At 50.9% G+C, this 19,790-nt stretch carries 18 protein-coding genes; 17 read left to right on the top strand and 1 reads right to left on the bottom strand.

Annotated features, from left to right (window positions below):
- Position 1: 1 nt before the first annotated feature.
- Positions 2–3,970: an Ig-like domain-containing protein gene (locus ABWW03_RS13615; protein ID WP_353408967.1), complete on the bottom strand. Its 3,969-nt coding sequence runs from the start codon at positions 3,968–3,970 to the stop codon at positions 2–4.
- A 525-nt stretch (positions 3,971–4,495) separates the two neighbouring features.
- Here ABWW03_RS13615 and ABWW03_RS13610 point away from each other — a divergent pair.
- The 17 genes from ABWW03_RS13610 (at position 4,496) to flhB (ending at position 19,750) form a co-directional block, all read left to right on the top strand.
- Complete coding sequence (locus ABWW03_RS13610; protein WP_353408965.1) at positions 4,496–4,660, top strand: hypothetical protein; 165 nt, start codon at positions 4,496–4,498, stop codon at positions 4,658–4,660.
- 308 nt (positions 4,661–4,968) lie between these two features.
- A complete protein-coding gene (gene fliE, locus ABWW03_RS13605) occupies positions 4,969–5,337 on the top strand; it encodes a flagellar hook-basal body complex protein FliE (protein ID WP_353408963.1) in 369 nt (122 codons plus the stop codon).
- Positions 5,338–5,356: 19 nt separating this feature from the next.
- Positions 5,357–7,063, top strand: a complete 1,707-nt coding sequence (gene fliF / locus ABWW03_RS13600) for a flagellar basal-body MS-ring/collar protein FliF (protein ID WP_435372761.1) — start codon at positions 5,357–5,359, stop codon at positions 7,061–7,063.
- A gap of 2 nt (positions 7,064–7,065) precedes the next feature.
- The gene (gene fliG, locus ABWW03_RS13595) at positions 7,066–8,091 is read left to right on the top strand and encodes a flagellar motor switch protein FliG (RefSeq protein ID WP_353408961.1); all 1,026 of its coding nucleotides are present in this window, start codon (positions 7,066–7,068) and stop codon (positions 8,089–8,091) included.
- 61 nt (positions 8,092–8,152) lie between these two features.
- Positions 8,153–9,037: a FliH/SctL family protein gene (locus ABWW03_RS13590; RefSeq protein WP_353408959.1), complete on the top strand. Its 885-nt coding sequence runs from the start codon at positions 8,153–8,155 to the stop codon at positions 9,035–9,037.
- 47 nt (positions 9,038–9,084) lie between these two features.
- Positions 9,085–10,449 carry a flagellar protein export ATPase FliI gene (gene fliI / locus ABWW03_RS13585; RefSeq protein WP_353408957.1) on the top strand — a complete coding sequence of 455 codons (1,365 nt, stop codon included), beginning with the start codon at positions 9,085–9,087 and terminating at the stop codon, positions 10,447–10,449.
- The gene (gene fliJ, locus ABWW03_RS13580; RefSeq protein ID WP_353408955.1) at positions 10,449–10,898 is read left to right on the top strand and encodes a flagellar export protein FliJ; all 450 of its coding nucleotides are present in this window, start codon (positions 10,449–10,451) and stop codon (positions 10,896–10,898) included. The genes fliI and fliJ overlap by 1 nt, the downstream gene beginning before the upstream one ends.
- Positions 10,899–11,231: 333 nt before the next feature.
- Positions 11,232–11,570, top strand: a complete 339-nt coding sequence (locus tag ABWW03_RS13575) for an Hpt domain-containing protein (protein WP_353408953.1) — start codon at positions 11,232–11,234, stop codon at positions 11,568–11,570.
- A gap of 332 nt (positions 11,571–11,902) precedes the next feature.
- Entirely contained in the window at positions 11,903–13,579 is a 1,677-nt protein-coding gene (locus tag ABWW03_RS13570; protein WP_353408951.1) for a flagellar hook-length control protein FliK, read from the top strand.
- A 326-nt stretch (positions 13,580–13,905) separates the two neighbouring features.
- Positions 13,906–14,457 (top strand): flagellar basal body-associated FliL family protein, encoded by a 552-nt coding sequence (locus ABWW03_RS13565; protein ID WP_353408949.1) that lies wholly within the window; start codon positions 13,906–13,908, stop codon positions 14,455–14,457.
- 41 nt (positions 14,458–14,498) lie between these two features.
- Positions 14,499–15,548: a flagellar motor switch protein FliM gene (fliM, locus tag ABWW03_RS13560; RefSeq protein ID WP_435372760.1), complete on the top strand. Its 1,050-nt coding sequence runs from the start codon at positions 14,499–14,501 to the stop codon at positions 15,546–15,548.
- A 43-nt stretch (positions 15,549–15,591) separates the two neighbouring features.
- Positions 15,592–16,101 carry a flagellar motor switch protein FliN gene (gene fliN / locus ABWW03_RS13555; protein WP_353408947.1) on the top strand — a complete coding sequence of 170 codons (510 nt, stop codon included), beginning with the start codon at positions 15,592–15,594 and terminating at the stop codon, positions 16,099–16,101.
- A gap of 20 nt (positions 16,102–16,121) precedes the next feature.
- Positions 16,122–16,586, top strand: coding sequence for a flagellar biosynthetic protein FliO (gene fliO / locus ABWW03_RS13550; protein ID WP_353408945.1), 465 nt, complete (start codon positions 16,122–16,124; stop codon positions 16,584–16,586).
- 40 nt (positions 16,587–16,626) lie between these two features.
- The gene (gene fliP / locus ABWW03_RS13545; RefSeq protein WP_353408943.1) at positions 16,627–17,529 is read left to right on the top strand and encodes a flagellar type III secretion system pore protein FliP; all 903 of its coding nucleotides are present in this window, start codon (positions 16,627–16,629) and stop codon (positions 17,527–17,529) included.
- 10 nt (positions 17,530–17,539) lie between these two features.
- Positions 17,540–17,809, top strand: a complete 270-nt coding sequence (locus ABWW03_RS13540) for a flagellar biosynthetic protein FliQ (protein WP_353408941.1) — start codon at positions 17,540–17,542, stop codon at positions 17,807–17,809.
- Positions 17,810–17,812: 3 nt separating this feature from the next.
- Complete coding sequence (gene fliR / locus ABWW03_RS13535) at positions 17,813–18,592, top strand: flagellar biosynthetic protein FliR (RefSeq protein ID WP_353408939.1); 780 nt, start codon at positions 17,813–17,815, stop codon at positions 18,590–18,592.
- Between the two features lie 24 nt (positions 18,593–18,616).
- On the top strand, positions 18,617–19,750 hold the full coding sequence (gene flhB, locus ABWW03_RS13530; protein ID WP_353408937.1) for a flagellar biosynthesis protein FlhB: 1,134 nt from the start codon (positions 18,617–18,619) through the stop codon (positions 19,748–19,750).
- Positions 19,751–19,790 lie beyond the last annotated feature (40 nt).

The raw sequence follows: 19,790 nt of genomic DNA, 5'->3' as shown, positions 1-19,790 counted from the left end.
ATTAAATAAAGTCCAGATCCGCCTGCAGAACCTGTTGATTCAATAGGTCCGCAAGTTCTGATCCAGCTTCATAGATCGCATCGTAGGTGCTGGTGGAGAGACTGTGATCTGTTTGAGACCCAGTGTCGATAAAAGCGCCGCGATTAAAACTCAAGTCAGCATCGATGAAGACATCGCTTAAATCAATGTTGATCAGGTTTGTTACGGTCAATTCGGCGAGTACATCAAGCCCCTCGAGCTCAGCTACATCGGTATTGCTTTCAGAGCTTGGCAGCATATTCCCTTCACCATTGTTGACGATAAGGGGGGACGCAGCTGTCGAATCACTGGCCTGGCCAGCGTCGGTAACCGTAGGAAGGGATTCACCATCGTCGAGTAGTGCATCAGGCTCAGAGGCGGGCTCCAGTTCGACAACCTGACCGACTTCAAACGCTGGGCCTGTGGCATTATCTTGAGCATCGAATTGCTGCCCCCACACAGAGGCGCGTCCCTCTTGAAGTTGCTGATCACCCCAGGTGATGAGATAACCACCGTCTTCCAGTGCGACAATATGAGGTTCGGCCTGCACGCCCTGTGCCTGTGGGTTGATACGTTTGTTTTCAAAGATGACCGAACCATCGGCGCGGTAACGCGAGGCAAAGACACCGAGTTGATCGCCATCTTCTGCTGTCCAGGTCACAACAAAGTCACCATTGTTCAAACCGGCCACTTCAGGTTTGCTGTTGAAGGCACTTTCCGAGCTGTGCACAGTAATGGCTTGATTCATCAGGCTGTTGCCGTTTGCATCATAGCGTTGAACCGTAACCTGAGCTTCGCCTTCGGAACTGACGGCCAACCAGCTCACCACAAACCCCCCATCGGCGCTTGCGCTGATGTGAGTTTGAAATTGTGGGGTGTCGGTCTCTGACAAACTGAATTCAGGGCCGGTGGCATCGCCATTGCTGTCGAACAGTCTAGCCATCGACTGTGGTGCGCCATCGGTATTGGGGGAGTCCCAGGAAACGACAAAGCGTCCGTCATTCAGAGTTGTAATGCTGGGATTGGCCTGGTGATCGATTGCAGTTTCAGTGACGCGCACATCACCAGTGATGGCTTCTCCCGCGGCATTGAAAACTCGCATGTAAACGCCTTCACCGCTGCCATCCTGGCCGTGACTCATCCAGGTGATGACATAACCACCGTCCGCTAAGTCGCTGATGGCCGGACGTTGCTGGTTCTCGTCGCTATAGACATTAATCTGGGTTTCAGGACCAACCGCTTGATTGTTCACGTCGTAGCGTTGGGCAAAAATGCCATTTAGATCGCCGTCCTGGTCTCGTGACTGCCAGGTGATGACATAGCCACCATCGGCCAAGCCGATAACATCAGAGTTGCTTTGATCGTTCAGAGTAAAACTGTTTACCCGGAAGCTGTCGCTTTCTGTCTGACCTTCTGCATCATAACGTTGGGCGTACACATCGAAGCCGTCTTCAGCATTTTCAGCGAGCTTGAGGTAAGTCACGATATAACCGCCATCCGCCAAGGAAGCGATGGGATCGATAATGACAGAGTTAATGGCGGTACTTTTCTGATTGCCGGCTAAGTCTGTCAAGGTCGCATTGAAGTTGAATCGCCCCTGGGCGTGAATCGAGGCATCATCCGGGCCAACGGAAGCGTTTGCCGAGGTATTGCCTGTGGCCGTAATGCCAGGCCTAGGATTGAAACCAAAGAATTGCCAGCCGAAGCACCAATGAGTATTCGTTTGTTGGATATCGTAATCCACGTATTCATTAGTTTGAATTTCGAAGCGCAAATCCGAGAGGCTGTTGAATCGGGAGGAGGGGGTATTCCACCAAACGCTATTGCCCTGGGATGCGACATCGACAGATGCATCGACGACGGTATCGATCTGTACCGGCAGCTCGGCCGAGCTGCGACTTACGCCTTGGTCTGAGCTGACCACATGAAATTGATAATTGTTGTCCGCCAAACCGTTGCTGGTGATGGTCCATTGCCCATTCGCATCGGCAATCGTTTGACCAACCTGAGTATTGTCTGCGAATAAGACGACAGTGCTGCCCGCACTGGCGGTGCCAGTGAAGGTTGGCGTGGTGTCGTTGGTAATATTGTCATTGTTGAACTTGCCACTATCACTGCTGGCGAGCAGATCAAGGGTGGGTTCCTCAATGGGTGGTAACACCTGAAGGGTGACGGTCGCCGTTGACACCCCCCCTCGGCCATCGCTGACTTCATACACCAATGTGTCACTGACGGTTTGGGTGTTATTGCCATTGGGCGTATACACTAGCTCGCCGGATTGATTGATGTGTGCTGTTCCGTGATTGCCCTGGCTGATAATTTGGCTAACGCTGAGGTTGTCGTTATCCGGGTCATTATCGTTTGCCAGGACGTCGAGCGTGCTCGTGCGGTTAATGGTAAAGCTGTCATCGTTGGCAATGGGCGCTGAATTCAGATTAACGTTGAACTCGAACGTTTGTGACGGTGCACTTTGATTGCCTGCACGATCAGTTTGGGTGGCGACAACAGTCTGCGTTCCGCCACTGAGCTCATCGACCAAGGCCAGAGTCCAGTTACCTTGCTCATCAGCCGTGATCGTCGCCAGAGCCTGGCCATTAAGAGTGATCGCAACGTCTGCATTGGGCTCAGCGGTACCCGCAATGACGGGAAGTGCATCGTCGGTTTCGCCGCCCGCTGGAATGTCCCCAGTGACATTGCCCTGATCATCGATGAGGTGAGTAATGATCGGAGCTTCGACCGATTGATCAACTGTGATTTCAAAACTGAGGCTTTCGCTGCTGGTGTTCCCGGCAGCGTCAATTGTGTAAGCGGTAAAATTATGGATGCCGTCATCCAGTGGGGCATTGTTGGTGAAAGTCCAGCTGCCGTCGGTTTGTACTTGGGTGGCACCAATGAACACGCCGCCATCGTAGACGGTGATAAACTCGCCGGCGGTTCCCATACCCTGAAGGGTAATTTCATTGTCGTCGGTATGGGCCTGATCATTCAGATTTCCCTGAAAGAGGCCCACATCATCGAGTACGCTGTTGATCACCGGAGCGGGAGATGCCTCGGTGTCGATAGTGAGACTGTAGGCTGAAAAACTTTCACCAAAACTGTTCACAGCTCGGGCTTTAAAAACAGATAAGCCCTCGGGCAACGGTGTTGTGACTTGCAGTTCCCAGTTGCCTTGCCCATTGGCCTTAAAGGGACCGTAGGTTTCACCGTTTACGGTGACGGTAACGTCTGCATTGGGGGTGGCGGTGCCACGGATAATCGGGGTATTGTCATTGGTGAAACCGCCGTCTTGAATCGGCGTATTTGGGGGTAAGATAACGTCTTGCGGCGAATTGGCATTTTGGCCATTGGCCACCCCGTGGGGAGGACTGTCTACGTCCAGTTCAATGGCGATGGATTCCGGGCTGCTGTTTCCTGCGGAATCAACCACGACAGTACTGATTTGGTGTTGACCGTCATCGAGTTTGAGTTTGACTTCCCAGAGGCCGTTAGCATCGGTCTGCACCTCGCCAACCAATTGACCATTATCAAAAATCTCGACACGTGAGTTTTCTTCGGCTCTGCCGCTCATGGTGACGTGGCCATTGTGGGTACTCGAACCGCTGCTCAATGTACCTTTTACACCTTCGATTTGAAGGTCACTGGCGATCAGCGCTGTTTGATCCACGTTGACCGTATATTCCGCAGAGCGAAGTGATTCCACGCCTGAGCCATCAACACTGCTGACACTGAATCCATGGCTGCCTTCATTGAGCTGATCCGCGGTGTACTGCCATTGGCCATTCTGGTCAGCGACGGTTTCACCGATCAGTGTGTCGTTTTGGTAGATTCGAACGGTGTTGCCGGGGTCAGATGTGCCGTTGAGTTGAAGGCTGTCGTCGTCACTTTTGCTGAGGTGTTGGACTTGGCCGGTAATGCTGCCTGCATTATCCAAAATAGTTGCGATGCTGGTCATAATCGTATCCTGATGTGTTTCGCAGAAGGTGAGTGGAGCAAGCAGACATCCGTGCTCCCAGCATGGGTTCTCGTGGCGATGATACGAGTTTTAGAAAGTTGTTCCATATGCCAACTTAAAAACCATAATTAGTCATTAAGTGCGTTTTAATTACGGGAACTGAATTGAGTAAATAGTGTTAGCGAACTTAGTAAGGGGTTGTTTCTAAGGTGTGAATTCGATGAAGCGTGTGCGCCCGTAATGAATTAATCGCGGACAACCAAGATTGGAATTCTGAATTGAGCACTACGTTTTTAGGTCTTTAGCATGATTGGGCGGCGCATTGAATAATAGGTGTTTCTTGTCGAATCGATGTCATAGAAATGTCATTGTCAGGGGTTAGATTTCTATTGACGGTGACGCTCCGGAGAGGTAACTTTTCCCTTGCAGGAAGGCCTGCTGGGTACAGTGAGAGGCTGGATTTTTGTCGCTGTCCCCACTTTTAGACAACGTGCGCAGTATGCATATCGCGACAGGAGTATCGGTATGAGCTATCAAGTCTTAGAAGAACAGCATGAATTTGACCCTCAGATAGAGTCAGCTATTTGTCCTACCGTTGAAATACTTGACGCCCGTCGGCGTCTGGAAGACCGCCTGGAGGAAGCGCGTTTGAGGCGTGAAACTCAGGAATTTTCGTTTGATTTTGAGTAATCTCGTTCGTTAGAACGTCGTACTCGCCGAGAGTAGCCGTTCCCTCGATTGGCGGTGTCGTATCATGCGACACCGCTACCAAAGCCCATTGTGCCATTCGTTCGACAGGCCCGTTTGTCGGCTTAATCTTCACCCCCCTTAACTCCCGCATGTAGACCCGCATTTAGACCCCGCACCTCATGACGGTAAGTTTTCGCCGCCTCGGTCTCCCGGTGGCAACTTTTGGCCCACTTTGTGCTTGATACCCAGTGTGGAGCTGGAACTGCCAGCTTTTTGTCACTTAATAATCGCAAGTTTAAGGCCCTGTCATGACAGACCGAGTTGATATCAATCGCCTACTGGTGGAAATGCGAACCCTGAAATCTCAGACCCAGGCATTCAATGGCCCATCGTCTGTGGATCAGGTGGCGTCCAATGTGCGCCCCGGGGTGAAGGTTCAAGCCAATGAGGAAGTCCCATCGTTTGGGGACATGATGAGCCAGGCCATCGACAAGGTGAACAGTGTGCAGAAACAATCGGCAGCGCTGGCAACCCGTTATGAGCAGGGCGACAAGTCTGTGGACGTCACCGACGTTATGATCGCCTCGCAAAAAGCATCCGTCAGTTTCCAGTCAATGTTGCAAGTGCGCAATAAGCTGGTTGATGCCTACCGCGATGTTATGAATATGCCAATGTAAGTGCTGAGGTCTGGCTACTATGTCCACTGCAGAAACTGATATGGGCGATTTCGCGGAAGATGGCGGAGCAGAATCCCAAAAGAAATCTTCATCTGATTTAGTCGAAGGGTTTAATAATCTCAACCTGGTGCGTCAGGTTGGCTTAATGGTTGGCCTGGCGGCGAGCGTGGCCATCGGCTTTGCTGTGGTGCTCTGGACCCAAGAAGACAATTACCGCCCACTGTTCAGCAGCAGTAATATTTTGGATGTTCCCGAAATTGCACGCCTGTTGGAAGAAAACGAAATCGACTACAAGGTTGACCAGAAAAATAACACGATACTGGTCGCCGAGCAGGATATCTATCAAGCCCGAATTAAGTTAGCCGAGGTCAATGACGCGGCCACTGATGGTACGGGTTTTGAGTTGTTGGATCAGGAACAGCCACTGGGGACCAGCCAGTTTATGGAAAGCGCTCGTTACAAGCGCAGTCTGGAAGGTGAACTGGCCAGAACCATTACCGCAATTAAAACGGTAAAAAACGCTCGCGTACACCTCGCTATTCCCAAACGCTCCGTCTTTGTTCGTGATGCCCGAGAGCCACGAGCGTCCGTCTTCGTGGATCTGTATGCAGGACGCAGCATCAAAACCGAGCAGGTGAAAGCCATTGCAAACCTGGTCGCCTCCAGTATTCCTGAATTGAAACTGGAAAACGTCACCGTGGTGGATCAAAGCGGTAATTTATTGTCTCAGGGAGAAGATAACCAAGAGCTGATCATGGCGGCGAAGCAGCGGGATTTTACCCGCAAAGTTGAAGATGATCTGACGCGCCGCATCAACAGTATTTTGGAACCGGTAGTCGGCCCTGAAGGTTTTAAAGCCGAAGTCAGTGCCGATGTGGATTTCACTCAAGTGGAGCAGGCTGAAGAGGTTTTTAACCCGGATTTACCCGCGATTCGCAGCGAACAAACCTTGAATGAACAGCGTGGTAACGATCTGGTTGCGGGTATTCCCGGAGCCTTGACGAATCAGCCGCCGGGCATGGCTGAGGCACCCGAAGAGGCCAACGGGCAAAACCCCAATGCACAAGGCGCTAATGAACGTGTGCGCAGTCAGGCAACGCGGAACTATGAATTGGATCGCACGGTTAGCTATACCCGTCATCAGCAAGGCAATATCAAACGCCTAACGGTTGCGGTTGTGGTCGACGACAAAGTGGTCGCCAATGCCCAAAGTGGCGAGAGCAGTCGTGTCCCCTGGACACAGGACGAACTGGATCGAATGACCATTCTGGTCCGCGATGCTGTCGGGTTTTCTTCTGCGCGAGGCGACAGCGTCAATGTTTTGAATTCGCCCTTTATTGCTAAGGATGAACTCGTCATTGAAGAACCTCCTGTCTGGGAACAAGCTTGGTTTGGCAACCTTACCAAGCAGGCCGTGGGTTTATTGATTATTCTTATTTTATTGCTGGGTTTATTGCGTCCACTGTTGAGAAACCTGGCGGAATCCGGTCGCGAACGTCGTGAAGCCGAAGAAGCCGCTCAGTTGGCTGAGCTGGCCGCGGTCGAAATGGAAGGTTATGACTCTCTATCGGATGACGCCGTGACCCTGACCGGCGGAGAGACACTGGCATTGCCAAGCCCGGATGAAACCTATGAAACCCAGCTCAATACCGTGAAAGCCCTGGTTGCAGAAGACGCAGGACGTGTGGCTCTGGTGATTAAAGATTGGGTGAGTGAGGAAGAATAATAATGGCTGAAGATGACAAGCAAATAGAAGGCGGTTCGACTCGCACGGAGATTGAGCAGGCCGCCATTTTATTGATGGCTTTGGGCGAGGCCGATGCGGCTGAGATTCTTAAGCACCTCGGCCCTAAAGAGGTTCATCGCCTGGGCTCGGTGATGACCGATCTCGGTTACATCCACCAAAAAGAGGTGGAAGTGGTTCTGGGAAAATTCCTCGACGACGTTAAATCCCTGACGGGTTTGGGGGTTGGTTCCGATGATTATATTCGTAAGATGTTGGTTGCTGCCTTGGGTGAAGACAAAGCGGGTAGCTTGATTGATCGAATTTTGATGGATGGAAATACCGCGGGTCTGGATACCTTGCGTTGGATGGAGCCCCGTTCGATTGCTGACATTATTCGCGACGAACACCCGCAGATTCAGGCGATCGTTGTGGCTTATCTCGATTCTGATCAGTCCGCTGAAGTGCTCAGTTTTATGCCGGATAAAGTCCGTTTGGATATTATGATGCGAGTTGCTTCGCTCGAGACGGTTCAGCCGTCGGCTCTGCAGGAATTCAACGATATTCTTGAGAAACAATTCTCAGGCAGCGCAACCAGCCAGGGTAAAGATATGGGTGGTTTGCAAGTGGCGGCCGAGATTATGAACAACCTGGGCGGCGCTGTGGAAGGCGAATTGATGGAGTCCATCAAAGAAATCGACGAACAAATGGCCCAGCAAATTCAGGATCTTATGTTCATCTTCGACAATTTGCAGGACGTCGACGACCGTGGTATTCAGGCTTTGCTGCGTGAGGTTTCCTCTGAGATGTTGATTGTGGCATTGAAAGGTGCCGACGTTGCCCTGCAGGAAAAAATCTTCAAAAACATGTCGAAACGTGCTGCCGAATTGCTGCGTGATGACCTGGAAGCCAAAGGCCCTGTGCGTCTCTCCGAAGTGGAAGCGGCTCAGAAAGAGATTCTGGTTATCGCCAGAAAGATGGCCGATGCTGGCGAGATCATGTTGGGCGGTGGCGGCGAACAAATGCTTTAGCGCTCTGGGCGACTCTGTGGTGTACAGAGTCAGTGTGTGAATAAAAACGCAAACAGCTGTAATGACGAAAATGGGTGAACATATTTCCACACAGGATGCTGAAGAATTCGTCAGTTGGACCTTACCGTCCTTTGACCAGGACACGGGTGACATCATTGCGTCGGAAGAAAAACTGGCGCAGGATCGCCGCGCCGCTGAAATTGGCGAAGACGAATCCATTGACGAACTGGAAGCCGAAGTCGAGCCTTTAACGGCACAGCAACTGGAAGAGATTCGCTTACAAGCCCACAAAGAAGGGTATCAAAGCGGCTACGATGAAGGCCATAAACACGGCCTGGACGCTGGAACCCAGGAAGGACGCCAGCAGGGCGAGCAGGCGATTCGTTCGGAACTGGAACCTGCACTCAGATCTGAAACCGAGTCCTTGTCTGAATTAAACCGCTCTTTGCAAACCGCCTTCGCCGAACAGCAAGAACAATTGAAACCACTTGTTCTGAATATGGTTACTGGGCTGGCGCGTCAGTTTATTGAAAAAGAGCTCCAGCAAAACCCTCAACTCTTGTTACACATTATTCAGAAGGGGCTTCAGGCCTTGCCGGGTAAACCCGAGGAACTGGTTGTTCAAGTGCATCCCGATCGTCAGGCCATGGTGCAGGACAAACTGCGACTTCCAGAAGGGGAGTTTCTTGTGCGAGCGAATCCTGATTTTGGGCCCTGGGATTGTCAATTGGTCAACGATTGCAGTCGAGTCAGTCTGGATTTCGAGGCTCGTTGGCAGTCGCTCTTGGAACAATTCGCCCGGGGAGATTTGGCCGAGGATGACTCGACAGATACACCCGCAGAAAACGCGCTGGTCAATGAGTTGTCCGAAGATCTGGATATGGCCATGGGTGACCCTGCATCTGTCCAGAAAGACAGCACGCCGAACCCACAAAGCGGGGTGTAAGAATAATGCCAGCCCATGATCAAATGGGGGCTCTGAAGGAAGTGAGTATGCGTGATTTGTGCGCGGAGCTAAAAACACTGACGCCCAGTCAGAATTCCGCTGAGTTCCAATACGATTATGTGGCTGAAGGTCGCCTCACGCGTTTGGTCGGTATGACGCTGGAAGCCGAAGGCTTGCGCACCAGCCTCGGTCAGACCTGTCAAATCATCAATCAGTCTGGAGTGGAAGTCGAGGCTGAGGTTGTCGGCTTTAATGGCCAAAAAGTTTACTTAATGCCTATAACGCATTTTGCGGGTGTTGAACCCGGTGCGCGTGTGCGCCCAATGACGAAAACGGCCCAGGTACCCATCGGTGATGAATTGCTGGGTCGAGTGGTCAATGGTTTGGGTAAACCTATCGATGGTCTTGGTGAGGTGCGGGCAAAAGATCGCCTGAAGACCCTGGCCGACATGATCAATCCGCTTTCCCGTTCTCCCATTCAAGAACCCATGGATGTCGGTATTCGGGCCATTAATGCATTGCTTACTGTTGGAAGAGGGCAGCGTCTCGGTTTGTTTGCGGGAAGCGGTGTGGGTAAAAGTGTGTTGCTTGGCATGATGACCCGATTCACCAATGCGGACGTGGTTGTCGTTGGTTTGATTGGGGAACGCGGTCGAGAAGTGAAGGAGTTCATCGATCACAGTTTGGGCGAAGAAGGTTTGAAACGATCCGTCGTTGTCGCATCGCCTGCTGACGATGCTCCCTTGATGCGCTTGCGTGCTTCCGAGTTGTGCTGCCGTGTGGCGGAGTATTATCGAGATCAGGGAAAAAATGTATTACTGCTAATGGATTCCCTGACGCGTTATGCCCAAGCACAGCGTGAGGTGTCTCTTGCTGTAGGTGAGCCGCCGGCAACAAAAGGTTATCCGCCTTCAGTGTTTGCAAAATTGCCGCAATTGGTCGAACGTGCGGGAAACGGTGAGCCCGGTGGTGGTTCGATCACCGCGTTTTATACCGTGCTTACCGAAGGAGATGACTTGCAAGATCCGGTTGCCGATTCAGCGCGCGCCATTTTGGATGGCCACATCGTTTTGTCCCGCCGTCTTGCCGAAGAAGGCATTTATCCAGCGATAGATGTGGAAGCGTCTATTTCGCGCGCGATGCCCAATATCGTGAGTCAGGATCAATTGCAAAAAATGCAGGCATTCAAGCGTTTACTGGCGATTTATCAAGAAAACAAGGATCTGATCAACATTGGGGCCTACCGTCCCGGCAGTAATCCTGAAGTTGATTTGGCTATCGACCGGGCACCGCATCTACGTCAGTTCGTGTGCCAGGGTATGAACGAGGCGGTCAGTTATGAGGCGGCCTGTTCTATTTTAGATTCGGTATTGTCTGCACCCGCAGGGCAGCAACAGAGCGCCGCCGGCTGATGACTAACTCTCGCAGCAAGCGGCTAGAACTTGTTCGTAATCTCAATCAACAAGACCTGGATAATATCTCAGAGCAGCTTGCGAAGCAGCGAGAAACATTACAGGGGGAGCAGGAAAAACTGCAGCAACTGCAAGGCTATCGTGATGACTATATGGATTCAGTGCGCAATCTCAAGCACACCAATGTGCAACAAATGCAAAGCCAGCGGAGTTTTATTCAGAGAATGCACATGGCGTGTGAGCAACAGCAGGCCATGGTCGCGAAGGTCAATGAACACTGCGAAGCCATTATGCACGTGTGGCAGCAGCAGTCTCAAAAGTTGAAAAAACTGGAAGAGTTAATTGAACGATACCAGCGTGAAGAGCAAGCCTTCGCTGATCAGCAAGAACAAAAACTGATTGACGAACTCAGTACGCAAAAAGCATCACGCCGAACCTCGGCATTCTAAAACTTTTCTTTTCTCTTGGTACTAAAGTCCAAATTAACTGCCTAATCATCAATAAAAAGCGTTGACTATTTGCTTGTTCAATCAGGCGTTCCTCGTTAAAGTAAATACACGAAGAGTTTTATTCTCGTGTGTCGTTTGTTGTCATTATCGACGTTAAGTGTGATAGCTCCCGGGAATAGTGTTTATAACTTTTTGTGAATAACGGGGTGGCTCTCGGCAGATGATGTTGGGAGCAAGGGCGAATGCGCAATCATAAAAGGCTTATTTGAATCGGATGAATTTCAAAGATACAGCCGTGTCGCGTCGCTATTGATTAAAACAAGGACGGTGACTATGGCTAATGTAATTAATGAAGAGTTATTGGACGAGTTACGTCAATTAATGGGTGATGACCTAAGATTACTTATTGAAACTTATCGCAAGGATACTCAATACCGTCTCATGACCATTCAGGAAGCTTTGGAACTTTCTGAATTAAACGGCGTTATCGATGCGGCCCACAGCTTGAAGGGCAGTAGTGCCAATGTGGGAGCAATCCGAATGGAAGCGATCTGCCATCAAATCGTTTTGTCGGCACGCGATGGCGATCAAGGTGCGGTTGTGGAATTACTTCCTCAATTGCAAACCGAGTATGATCGCGTTAATGGTCAGTTTTTTCACTTGGTTGATTAGTCTTCCGCGCACTCAGTGCTGAATGTTCACTCAGCACATTGTTACCGACGGGCGCAGTTTCAACTCTGCGCCTTTTGTGGGCTTTGTTGGTCTTTTTTCCTTTCACCCTTTTCTCTGTACTGTTTTTTGTCGGTGTTGGCGCATGTGAAACTGCCGTGATTTAGATGAATTGGCACCGCCTTTGCAAAACAAACCCCGTAGCGGTAAACGAATACCTTAAGGGCGCTTACCGAATCAACATACTGCTGTTATCGAGTCTTTTGGGGGAAGTGTTTGTCCCATTGGGGCAATCGTTTGCCGCCAGGCTCAGCAGCTAACGGGGACATCAGGCAATGCCAGCGAATACCAGCGACATTTTGTTAAACAGTATTTCCAGTCCACAGGTGTCGAAGCGTACCGACACCCGGTCTGAATCATCGCAGTCCTTCGCTGAGCATTGGACGTTGCAGTCGTCCAATCAGCCTGCTAAAAATCGGCAAGCATCCGGAAGGGAGGTTGCTGAGTCCCGTGAACGTATTGAACAACAGCAGCACCGTGCCCGTTCGGAACGTCACTCCGGACAACAATCTGAACATGCCCCAAGCGCTCAACATGCTCAAGCCCGAAGTCGATCGGGCTCTGAGGCTGAGGCGGCTTCTCACGCACGGGCTTCAACCCAGAGCCGAAACGCCAACGTCTCCAATGCTGAGACGACGTCTGCTGAGCGGGGGTTACCGGGAAAGGATAACAAGGCTCCTTCAGGTGAGAGTGTTGCAAAAAGCGGGAGTGCTGAGAACTCGGTCGCGGAACATTCAAGTGCGCAACGTAATGACGCCAACGTTTCGTCTCAGCAGGAGCTCAGTAACAAGGAAAAGTTTATCCTGGGGCTCCTTGGGGTTTCTACGATTGAGGCATCTGCGATTCATGGTTCTGCGACGGAAGGCGCCGATGGGAGCGAGGTTCCATCTGACGGTGATCAGGGGAACCCATCTGACTCGAACCCAATGGGTTTTATCGAACTGCTGCTGAGCGGTGGCTCATCGGCTAAGAACTTGGAGGGTGAATCCGACTCTGCCACCGGCGAAGCTTCGACCCTTGAATCTCTGAATGATGTACTGGGTGATGAGGACCACAGCGTATCGATGGGGGCGGATACTCTTAGCCAAGATCCGGAAGCGGATGGCGACGTCGTTGTGGATGCCCTGGCGTCCACGGTATCCCCCTCAGCGTCCGAAAAGGTGTCAGAATGGCGCTCTGCCATAAGTAATGAAGTCAAAATAACGGGTCTGGGAAGCGCATCTAAAAGCCCATTGGCATCTGATTCAGCACTGAACCCCCAGCAGGAAGCCGAATCGGAACCGAGCGAGGGTGGTGAGGCTGATATGAGCCCCGGGGAAGTGATCGCTTTGAACAGCAAAGCCAAGCAAACCAATGTCTCTGTCGGCGGTTTATTGAAAGAAGGGTTGATTGGGCCAGTACCTAAGGACATTTCAAGTTCACCCAGCGCAAGTGGCTACGGTGATGCGGTCGGTATCCAGCACAGCCATGCGCCAGGGCGAGCCAGTGGTGTAGAGCATAATTTCCAGCTGCAGCGCTCCGCAGACATCCAGGGGCGTTCCAGCATGCAGTCGGAACTGAATCAGGCTCAATGGAAGGCCGAGGTTGCGGAAAAGGTGGCGTGGTTTTCAGCGCGTAATATCTCCCGAGCGGAGATCCGCCTGGATCCACCCGAGCTGGGCAGTTTGCAGATCAAGATCCAACTCAATCAAGATCAGGCCCAAGTCACCATTAACAGTCCCCATGCCAGTGTTCGAGAAGCTCTGGATCAGACCTCGGCGCGTTTACGTGAGATGTTTCAAGAGCAGGGGTTGGACTTGGGCGATGTGAATGTTGGGGGAGGGGACGCCCAAGAGCGTTCAGAAGAGCGCGAAGAGATGGCGGGCCTGATTGACGGTGATGATGTTCTTGAAACCGAAAGCGCTGTTCAGCCTCAGGTTCGAAACTTGAGCCTAGTGGACTCTTACGCCTAGTTTAGCGGCTGAGATTCCATGTGCCGCTGGAGCTGTCTGGCGGCTATGTTGATTGGCCAGCGTTATTGCATCGATCTCTTCAGATTCTCTTCCGTTTTCCTTTGTTTGTTTATCTCTTCCATTTTCCTCGATCTGGCATCCTGTCTTCTGGTTGTCATCCCTTCTCTGGAGGCGGTTCGCTGTGGCGGCTGGCCCAGCCAAAGGCGCGTTTTGCGCGCATTGGGCTATTCTGAGTTTAAGGCCGGTGCTGAGGGCGAAATAATGGCACGGCTCTTGCTCAACAAGAACTGTAATCCAAGAAGTGACTGGAAATTGACGGAGAGCCCATGGCTGAAGAAAACGCATCCCAAGGTGGCGGAAAAAAGAAGCTGATTATCTTTATCGTGCTTGGCTTGGTGTTAATAGGTGCCTCAGTTGGGGGAACCTTGTTCGCTTTGGGCTTCTTCGATGAGCAAAAAACCGAGCAAATGGATGAGGGCGAAGGTGAAGGCGAAGAAAATTCAGAGGAGGCTGAGGAAGGCGAAGAAGGTGATGAAATGGAAGCCGCAGAGCCGACCCCGTCGGCTATCTATTTGCCACTCAAGCCGGCCATCATTGTAAATTTTGAGGCGCGTGGTCGTCAGCGCTATCTGCAGGTGGATGTGACGTTGATGATGCGTACAGAACAAGCATTGTCGGCGGCAGAATTGCACATGCCAATGATTCGAAATGCTTTGGTGATGCTGTTCAGTGGTCAAATTTATGAAGAGTTACAGACACCGGAAGGCAAAGAGTTGGTACGCCAGTTAGCACTGGAAGAAGTGCAGACCATGATGGATCGAGAAATTGGTGAACCAGGCGTAGAGCAGGTTCTATTCACCAACTTTGTTATGCAATAGCGCCTGAAAAGCCAACACAGTAAAGAGCGAGTGTACTGATCATGCAAGACCTACTCTCACAAGACGAAATCGATGCTTTATTGCATGGGGTGGACGACGGCGAAGTTGAGACGGAAGTTGAGATCGAAGAAGGCGATGTGCTTGTTTACGATCTGACTTCTCAGGATCGTATTGTTCGTGGCCGCATGCCCTCCTTGGAAATGATCAATGAGCGTTTTGCACGTTATACCCGCATCAGCATTTTTAACCTTCTCCGACGTTCCGCGGAAGTGTCCGTAGGCGGAATGCAGACCATGAAGTTCGGCGAGTATGTTCATACCTTGTACGTACCGACGAGCTTGAATATGTTGAAGTTTCGCCCGTTGCGTGGCACCGGTTTGATTATTTTGGACGCAAAGTTGGTGTTCAAATTGGTGGACAACTTTTTCGGTGGCGATGGTCGCCACGCCAAAATTGAAGGGCGTGAATTTACCCCGACGGAATTACGTGTTGTGCAGATGGTGGTAGATCAATGTTTGATGGATCTGTCCGAAGCCTGGCGCGCGGTGATGCCCATCGAACTGGAATTTCTCAATGCAGAAGTGAACCCCGCTATGACGAACATTGTGGGGCCCAATGAGATTGTCGTGGTAAGCAAATTTCACGTAGAACTCGATGGTGGCGGGGGTGAGATGCACATTACGATCCCTTATTCCATGCTGGAACCGATTCGAGATCTATTGGATAACAGTGCTCAAAATGAAGCGGATGAAACGGATGCCCGTTGGGTTAAATCCATGCAGTCAGAAGTATTGCAGGCCAGCGTAAAACTGGAGTGCGATCTGGTACGTAAGTCACTGCAATTGCGGGAAGTCATGGACCTGAAGCCAGGTGACATTATCCCCATTGAAATGCCCGAGGAGCACATCGTGACGGCAAACAGTGTGCCGGTATTTCGCAGCACATTGGGGCAATCCCGAGGGAATTTATCCATGCGCATCGAAGGTGTGGTGGAAAATAAAGATGATGAAACGGCCGATTTGTTGCGCATTGCCGGTGTGGGTATTCATCACGACGATATTGACGAAGATATTCATAAAGCTTCGGCCTGATTAACCTGTAAATGGGCCTAGTGCCAGTGAGTTGGAGAAAACCATGAGTGATGATGATCAGAACGATTCCGGAGATGTGAATCAGGATGACATGGCTGATGAATGGGCGGCGGCGATGGAAGAAGCCGGCGAAGGTGGCGATGGTGACGGTGGTGTAGAAGATGACTGGGCTGCTGCTATGGCAGAAGCCGGCGTCAGCGAAGAGGAAGACGAACCAGAGCCGCAACCGGAACCGGCGGGCGATCCAATGCCCTTGCAGGATTTTTCAGCGCCCGATGGCGGTCCGGGGGATCAGCCCGATCTGCAAGTGGTACTGGATATTCCGGTCACGATGTCGATGGAAGTGGGGCAGACCTCCATTTCCATTCGCAATCTCTTGCAACTGACCCAGGGTTCCGTAATCGAGTTGGATAGACTCGCGGGCGAACCCTTGGATGTCTTGGTGAACGGCACCCTGATCGCACACGGCGAAGTGGTTGTGGTCAATGAAAAGTTCGGCATCCGAATGACGGATGTGATCAGTCCGCAGGAACGTATTGCGCGTTTACGTTAATGAGTATGCAGGGTGCGGCTATGACAAATAAAAACGTTAGTTCTTGGATGGGCTTGCCTGTTGCCTTGTTGGTGGCAATGCCTGCGATGGCTCAGGCCGAAGGCATTGCCCAGCAACCGGTTTCTGGATTACCCAGCGCCTCAACTCAATTGCTGCAGATATTGCTGGCCTTAGGGCTGATCATCGCGTTGATCTACGCTTTGGCTTGGTTCCTAAAGCGTTTTTCCAATCAGGGCAGTTTTGCCAACAGTCCAATCAAGATCATCAGCAGTACTGCTATGGGAACACGGGAAAAAATTGTTCTGGCGGAGGTCAATGGTCAGCAATTGTTGCTGGGTGTGACCGCTCACTCAATCAATACTCTGCAAAGCTTTGATAAAACGGAGCTAGAGGGTCTCGAATTGAGCCAAAACCGCCCGGAAGCCGTGGTGGATTTTAAAGCCAAGTTAGCAGGCCTGATGGCAGTGAATAAAAAGCCTGTCTGATTGGGTTGGTCAACAATAACAGGGTGATAGGCCGGGCAGTATGATTCCAATATCCAGCCAACAACAGAAAGCTCCGAAAGTAAACCGTACTTTGCTGTCGATATTCCTCATGTATTTTGCGCTCGTTTTTTCGAATGGGACTCTGGCGCAGAATGAACCTAATCGTGATCTGCTGGGCTCTGATGTGGCAACGACGGCGCAGGCGGCCAGCGAACAGTTGGAAAGCGCCAAGCCCAGTGCGGATAACATTCCTCTGAAAGCCATTCCTGGGATGCCGGCACTGACGGTTAAAACCAATCCGGATGGCAGTGAAGACTACACGGTAAGTCTGCAGATTTTGGCGATCATGACAGGGCTTACCCTGTTGCCGGCGCTGTTGATGATGATGACGTCCTTCACTCGAATCATTATTGTTTTCGCTATTCTCAGGCAGGCATTGGGCTTGCAGCAATCGCCTTCTAATCAAATTCTCATCGGTCTGTCTCTGTTTCTGACGGTGTTCATTATGACCCCGGTGTTTGATGTGATTAACGAGCAGGCCTTGCAGCCCTACATCGAGGAAAAAATAACAGCAAAAGAGGCCCTTAACGCTGCGCGCGAACCTGTGCATCAGTTTATGCTGGCGCAAACTCGGGAATCGGATATCGACTTGTTTATGCGAATTTCCCAGACGCCGCCGGTGGACGTACCGTCCGAATTGCCATTGAATATTCTGATTCCTGCCTTTGTGACCAGCGAGCTGAAAACCGCGTTTCAAATTGGTTTTATTATTTTTATCCCCTTTTTAGTGATTGATATTGTGGTGGCCAGTGTCTTGATGGCCATGGGTATGATGATGCTGTCACCGCTGATTATTTCCCTGCCGTTCAAAATCATGTTGTTTGTTCTCGTTGATGGTTGGGCAATGCTGATTGGCACCTTGGCGGCCAGTTACGGATATTGAGGTAGAGTCTATGACGCCAGAACTTGTGATGGATATTATGGGCGATGCACTTTACCTGATCGTGTTGATTGTCGCTCTGATCGTGGGGCCAAGCTTGGTGGTGGGGTTGTTAGTGAGTATGTTTCAGGCCGCCACCCAGATTAACGAGCAAACCTTGAGTTTTCTGCCCAGGCTTTTGATCACTCTTGCGACCATCATGGTTGCAGGGAGCTGGTTAATCACCAAATTTACTGATTTATTCGATCGACTTTATACCAATATTCCACTCATGATTGGTTGAGCCGTGGAAGTCATTACTGAGCAGCAAATATTAGAGTTTGTAGGCCAGTATATTTGGCCTTTGATTCGAATCAGCGGAGTGCTCCTGGCGATGCCGTTGATTGGGGCTCGCGTCGTGCCTGCTCGAGTTCGACTGGCGCTGGCATTTGTGCTGGCTGTGTTGGTTTCTCCGTTGTTGCCTCCTTTACCAGATGTCCCTTTGTTATCACTGAGAACACTGAACGTGGCAGTTCAGCAGCTGATGATTGGTTTGGCGATGGGCTTTTCCCTGCAAGTGTTTATGCAGATTTTTGTTTTGGCTGGCCAGGTGATCGCGGGCAAGCTCGGCCTGGGGTTCGCGGCAATGAATGACCCCTCAACCGGTGTGAGTGTGCCACTGATTTCTCAGTTCTATTCAATTACTGTCACACTGTTGTTCTTTGCTGTCGATGCGCATCTGTTGGTGATCGAAGCGTTGGCGGCCAGCTTCTATTCGATTCCCATTGCGTCGGTTGGTCTGGATCGCCAAGCCCTATTAATGATCGTGGGCTTGGGAAGTTGGATGTTCAGTTCATCTTTGGTGATAGCCTTGCCGCTGCTGACCGCTTTGTTAGTGGTAAATTTAGCGTTTGGTGTTATGAGCCGGGCAGCGCCACAAATGAATGTGTTTGCGGTAGGTTTTCCACTGACCCTGGTGTTTGGTTTGTTGCTGATGTGGTTGTCATTGGTCAGCTTTCTACCGAACTTTAATACCTTCATGTATGAAGCTCTGCAATTCATGCAGACCTTAGTACAGAATCCATGATTTCCGTCTGGAGGCAGCGTCGATATGGCTGAAGATTCCAGTCAGGAAAAAACAGAAGAACCCACGCCCAAACGGCTGGAGAAGGCCCGGGAGGAGGGCCAGGTTCCCCGATCCCGGGAATTGACGACGTCAGTGCTTCTGCTCGGAGGCACGATTTGCCTGTTCATGCTGGGTGGCTACATTACTGAACGGCTTGAATCCATTATGCGCTTCAACCTTAGCCTGGATCGTGAGGTCTTGTTCGACACCAACCTGATGTTTCAGCAGCTCGGAGAATCGATTTACGACGGTTTGTTTATTCTGGTTCCGATTTTTTCGGTGCTGGCATTGGCCAGCATTATTGGGCCTATCTCCCTGGGAGGGTGGCTGTTTAGCGCCAAATCGCTTGCGCCAAAAGCCAGTCGCATGAATCCTGGAGCGGGCCTGAAACGAATGTTTGGGGTCAAGGGGTTGATGGAACTGGTGAAAAGTGTGGCTAAGGTTTCGGTCATATTGATTTTGGCTCTGTTTCTGTTGGATTTTCAAAAAGAAGATATTCTTCGCCTCGCTTATCAGGATGTGAATGTAGCGTTGGAAAATTCCATGGTCCTCGCCGGGATTGCCGCTATTGTGTTGGCCGCTTCAACTATTTTGATCGCCATTGTTGATGTGCCTTTTCAGATTTGGGATAACGCGCGCAAGCTGAAAATGTCTTTGCAGGAAATCAAAGACGAAATGAAGGACTCGGAAGGTAAGCCCGAAGTCAAAGGTCGCATTCGACAGTTGCAGCGAGAAATGGCGCAAAATCGTATGATGGCCAATGTTCCTGAAGCCGACGTTGTCATCACTAACCCAACTCACTTTGCCTGTGCCTTGAAATACGACCCCAACAATATGGCTACGCCGATTCTTCTTGCTAAGGGCGGGGACAATATCGCATTGAAGATCCGGGAAATAGCCAAAGCCAACAAGATCGAAATCATAGAATCACCACAATTGGCGCGTGCTATTTTTTATACCACTGAAATCGATGATGAAATACCGGGGGGGTTATACATGGCTGTCGCCCAGGTATTGGCCTATGTCTTCGGTTTGCAAAACTTCCGCCGTGGTCAGGGTGAGCGGCCGATGTTCCCAAGAGATGTGCCGATTCCGCCTGATATGCGTTTTGATCCGTAATTGCCGGATGCCGAGTCAGCAGAGAATAGGGTAGAATCCA

Origin of the sequence: Pseudoteredinibacter isoporae (genome assembly GCF_040372805.1) — a bacterium.
GTDB lineage: Bacteria > Pseudomonadota > Gammaproteobacteria > Pseudomonadales > Cellvibrionaceae > Pseudoteredinibacter > Pseudoteredinibacter isoporae_A.
This window is presented reverse-complemented; position numbering and strand designations above follow the sequence as displayed.

Excerpts from the sequence above, each read along its gene's own strand:
- ABWW03_RS13615 (WP_353408967.1), bottom strand. The coding sequence starts at position 3,970 with ATGACCAGCATCGCAACTATTTTGGATAATGCAGGCAGCATTACCGGC.
- ABWW03_RS13610 (WP_353408965.1), top strand. The coding sequence starts at position 4,496 with ATGAGCTATCAAGTCTTAGAAGAACAGCATGAATTTGACCCTCAGATA.
- fliE (WP_353408963.1), top strand. The coding sequence starts at position 4,969 with ATGACAGACCGAGTTGATATCAATCGCCTACTGGTGGAAATGCGAACC.
- fliF (WP_435372761.1), top strand. The coding sequence starts at position 5,357 with ATGTCCACTGCAGAAACTGATATGGGCGATTTCGCGGAAGATGGCGGA.
- fliG (WP_353408961.1), top strand. The coding sequence starts at position 7,066 with ATGGCTGAAGATGACAAGCAAATAGAAGGCGGTTCGACTCGCACGGAG.
- ABWW03_RS13590 (WP_353408959.1), top strand. The coding sequence starts at position 8,153 with ATGACGAAAATGGGTGAACATATTTCCACACAGGATGCTGAAGAATTC.
- fliI (WP_353408957.1), top strand. The coding sequence starts at position 9,085 with ATGCGTGATTTGTGCGCGGAGCTAAAAACACTGACGCCCAGTCAGAAT.
- fliJ (WP_353408955.1), top strand. The coding sequence starts at position 10,449 with ATGACTAACTCTCGCAGCAAGCGGCTAGAACTTGTTCGTAATCTCAAT.
- ABWW03_RS13575 (WP_353408953.1), top strand. The coding sequence starts at position 11,232 with ATGGCTAATGTAATTAATGAAGAGTTATTGGACGAGTTACGTCAATTA.
- ABWW03_RS13570 (WP_353408951.1), top strand. The coding sequence starts at position 11,903 with ATGCCAGCGAATACCAGCGACATTTTGTTAAACAGTATTTCCAGTCCA.
- ABWW03_RS13565 (WP_353408949.1), top strand. The coding sequence starts at position 13,906 with ATGGCTGAAGAAAACGCATCCCAAGGTGGCGGAAAAAAGAAGCTGATT.
- fliM (WP_435372760.1), top strand. The coding sequence starts at position 14,499 with ATGCAAGACCTACTCTCACAAGACGAAATCGATGCTTTATTGCATGGG.
- fliN (WP_353408947.1), top strand. The coding sequence starts at position 15,592 with ATGAGTGATGATGATCAGAACGATTCCGGAGATGTGAATCAGGATGAC.
- fliO (WP_353408945.1), top strand. The coding sequence starts at position 16,122 with ATGACAAATAAAAACGTTAGTTCTTGGATGGGCTTGCCTGTTGCCTTG.
- fliP (WP_353408943.1), top strand. The coding sequence starts at position 16,627 with ATGATTCCAATATCCAGCCAACAACAGAAAGCTCCGAAAGTAAACCGT.
- ABWW03_RS13540 (WP_353408941.1), top strand. The coding sequence starts at position 17,540 with ATGACGCCAGAACTTGTGATGGATATTATGGGCGATGCACTTTACCTG.
- flhB (WP_353408937.1), top strand. The coding sequence starts at position 18,617 with ATGGCTGAAGATTCCAGTCAGGAAAAAACAGAAGAACCCACGCCCAAA.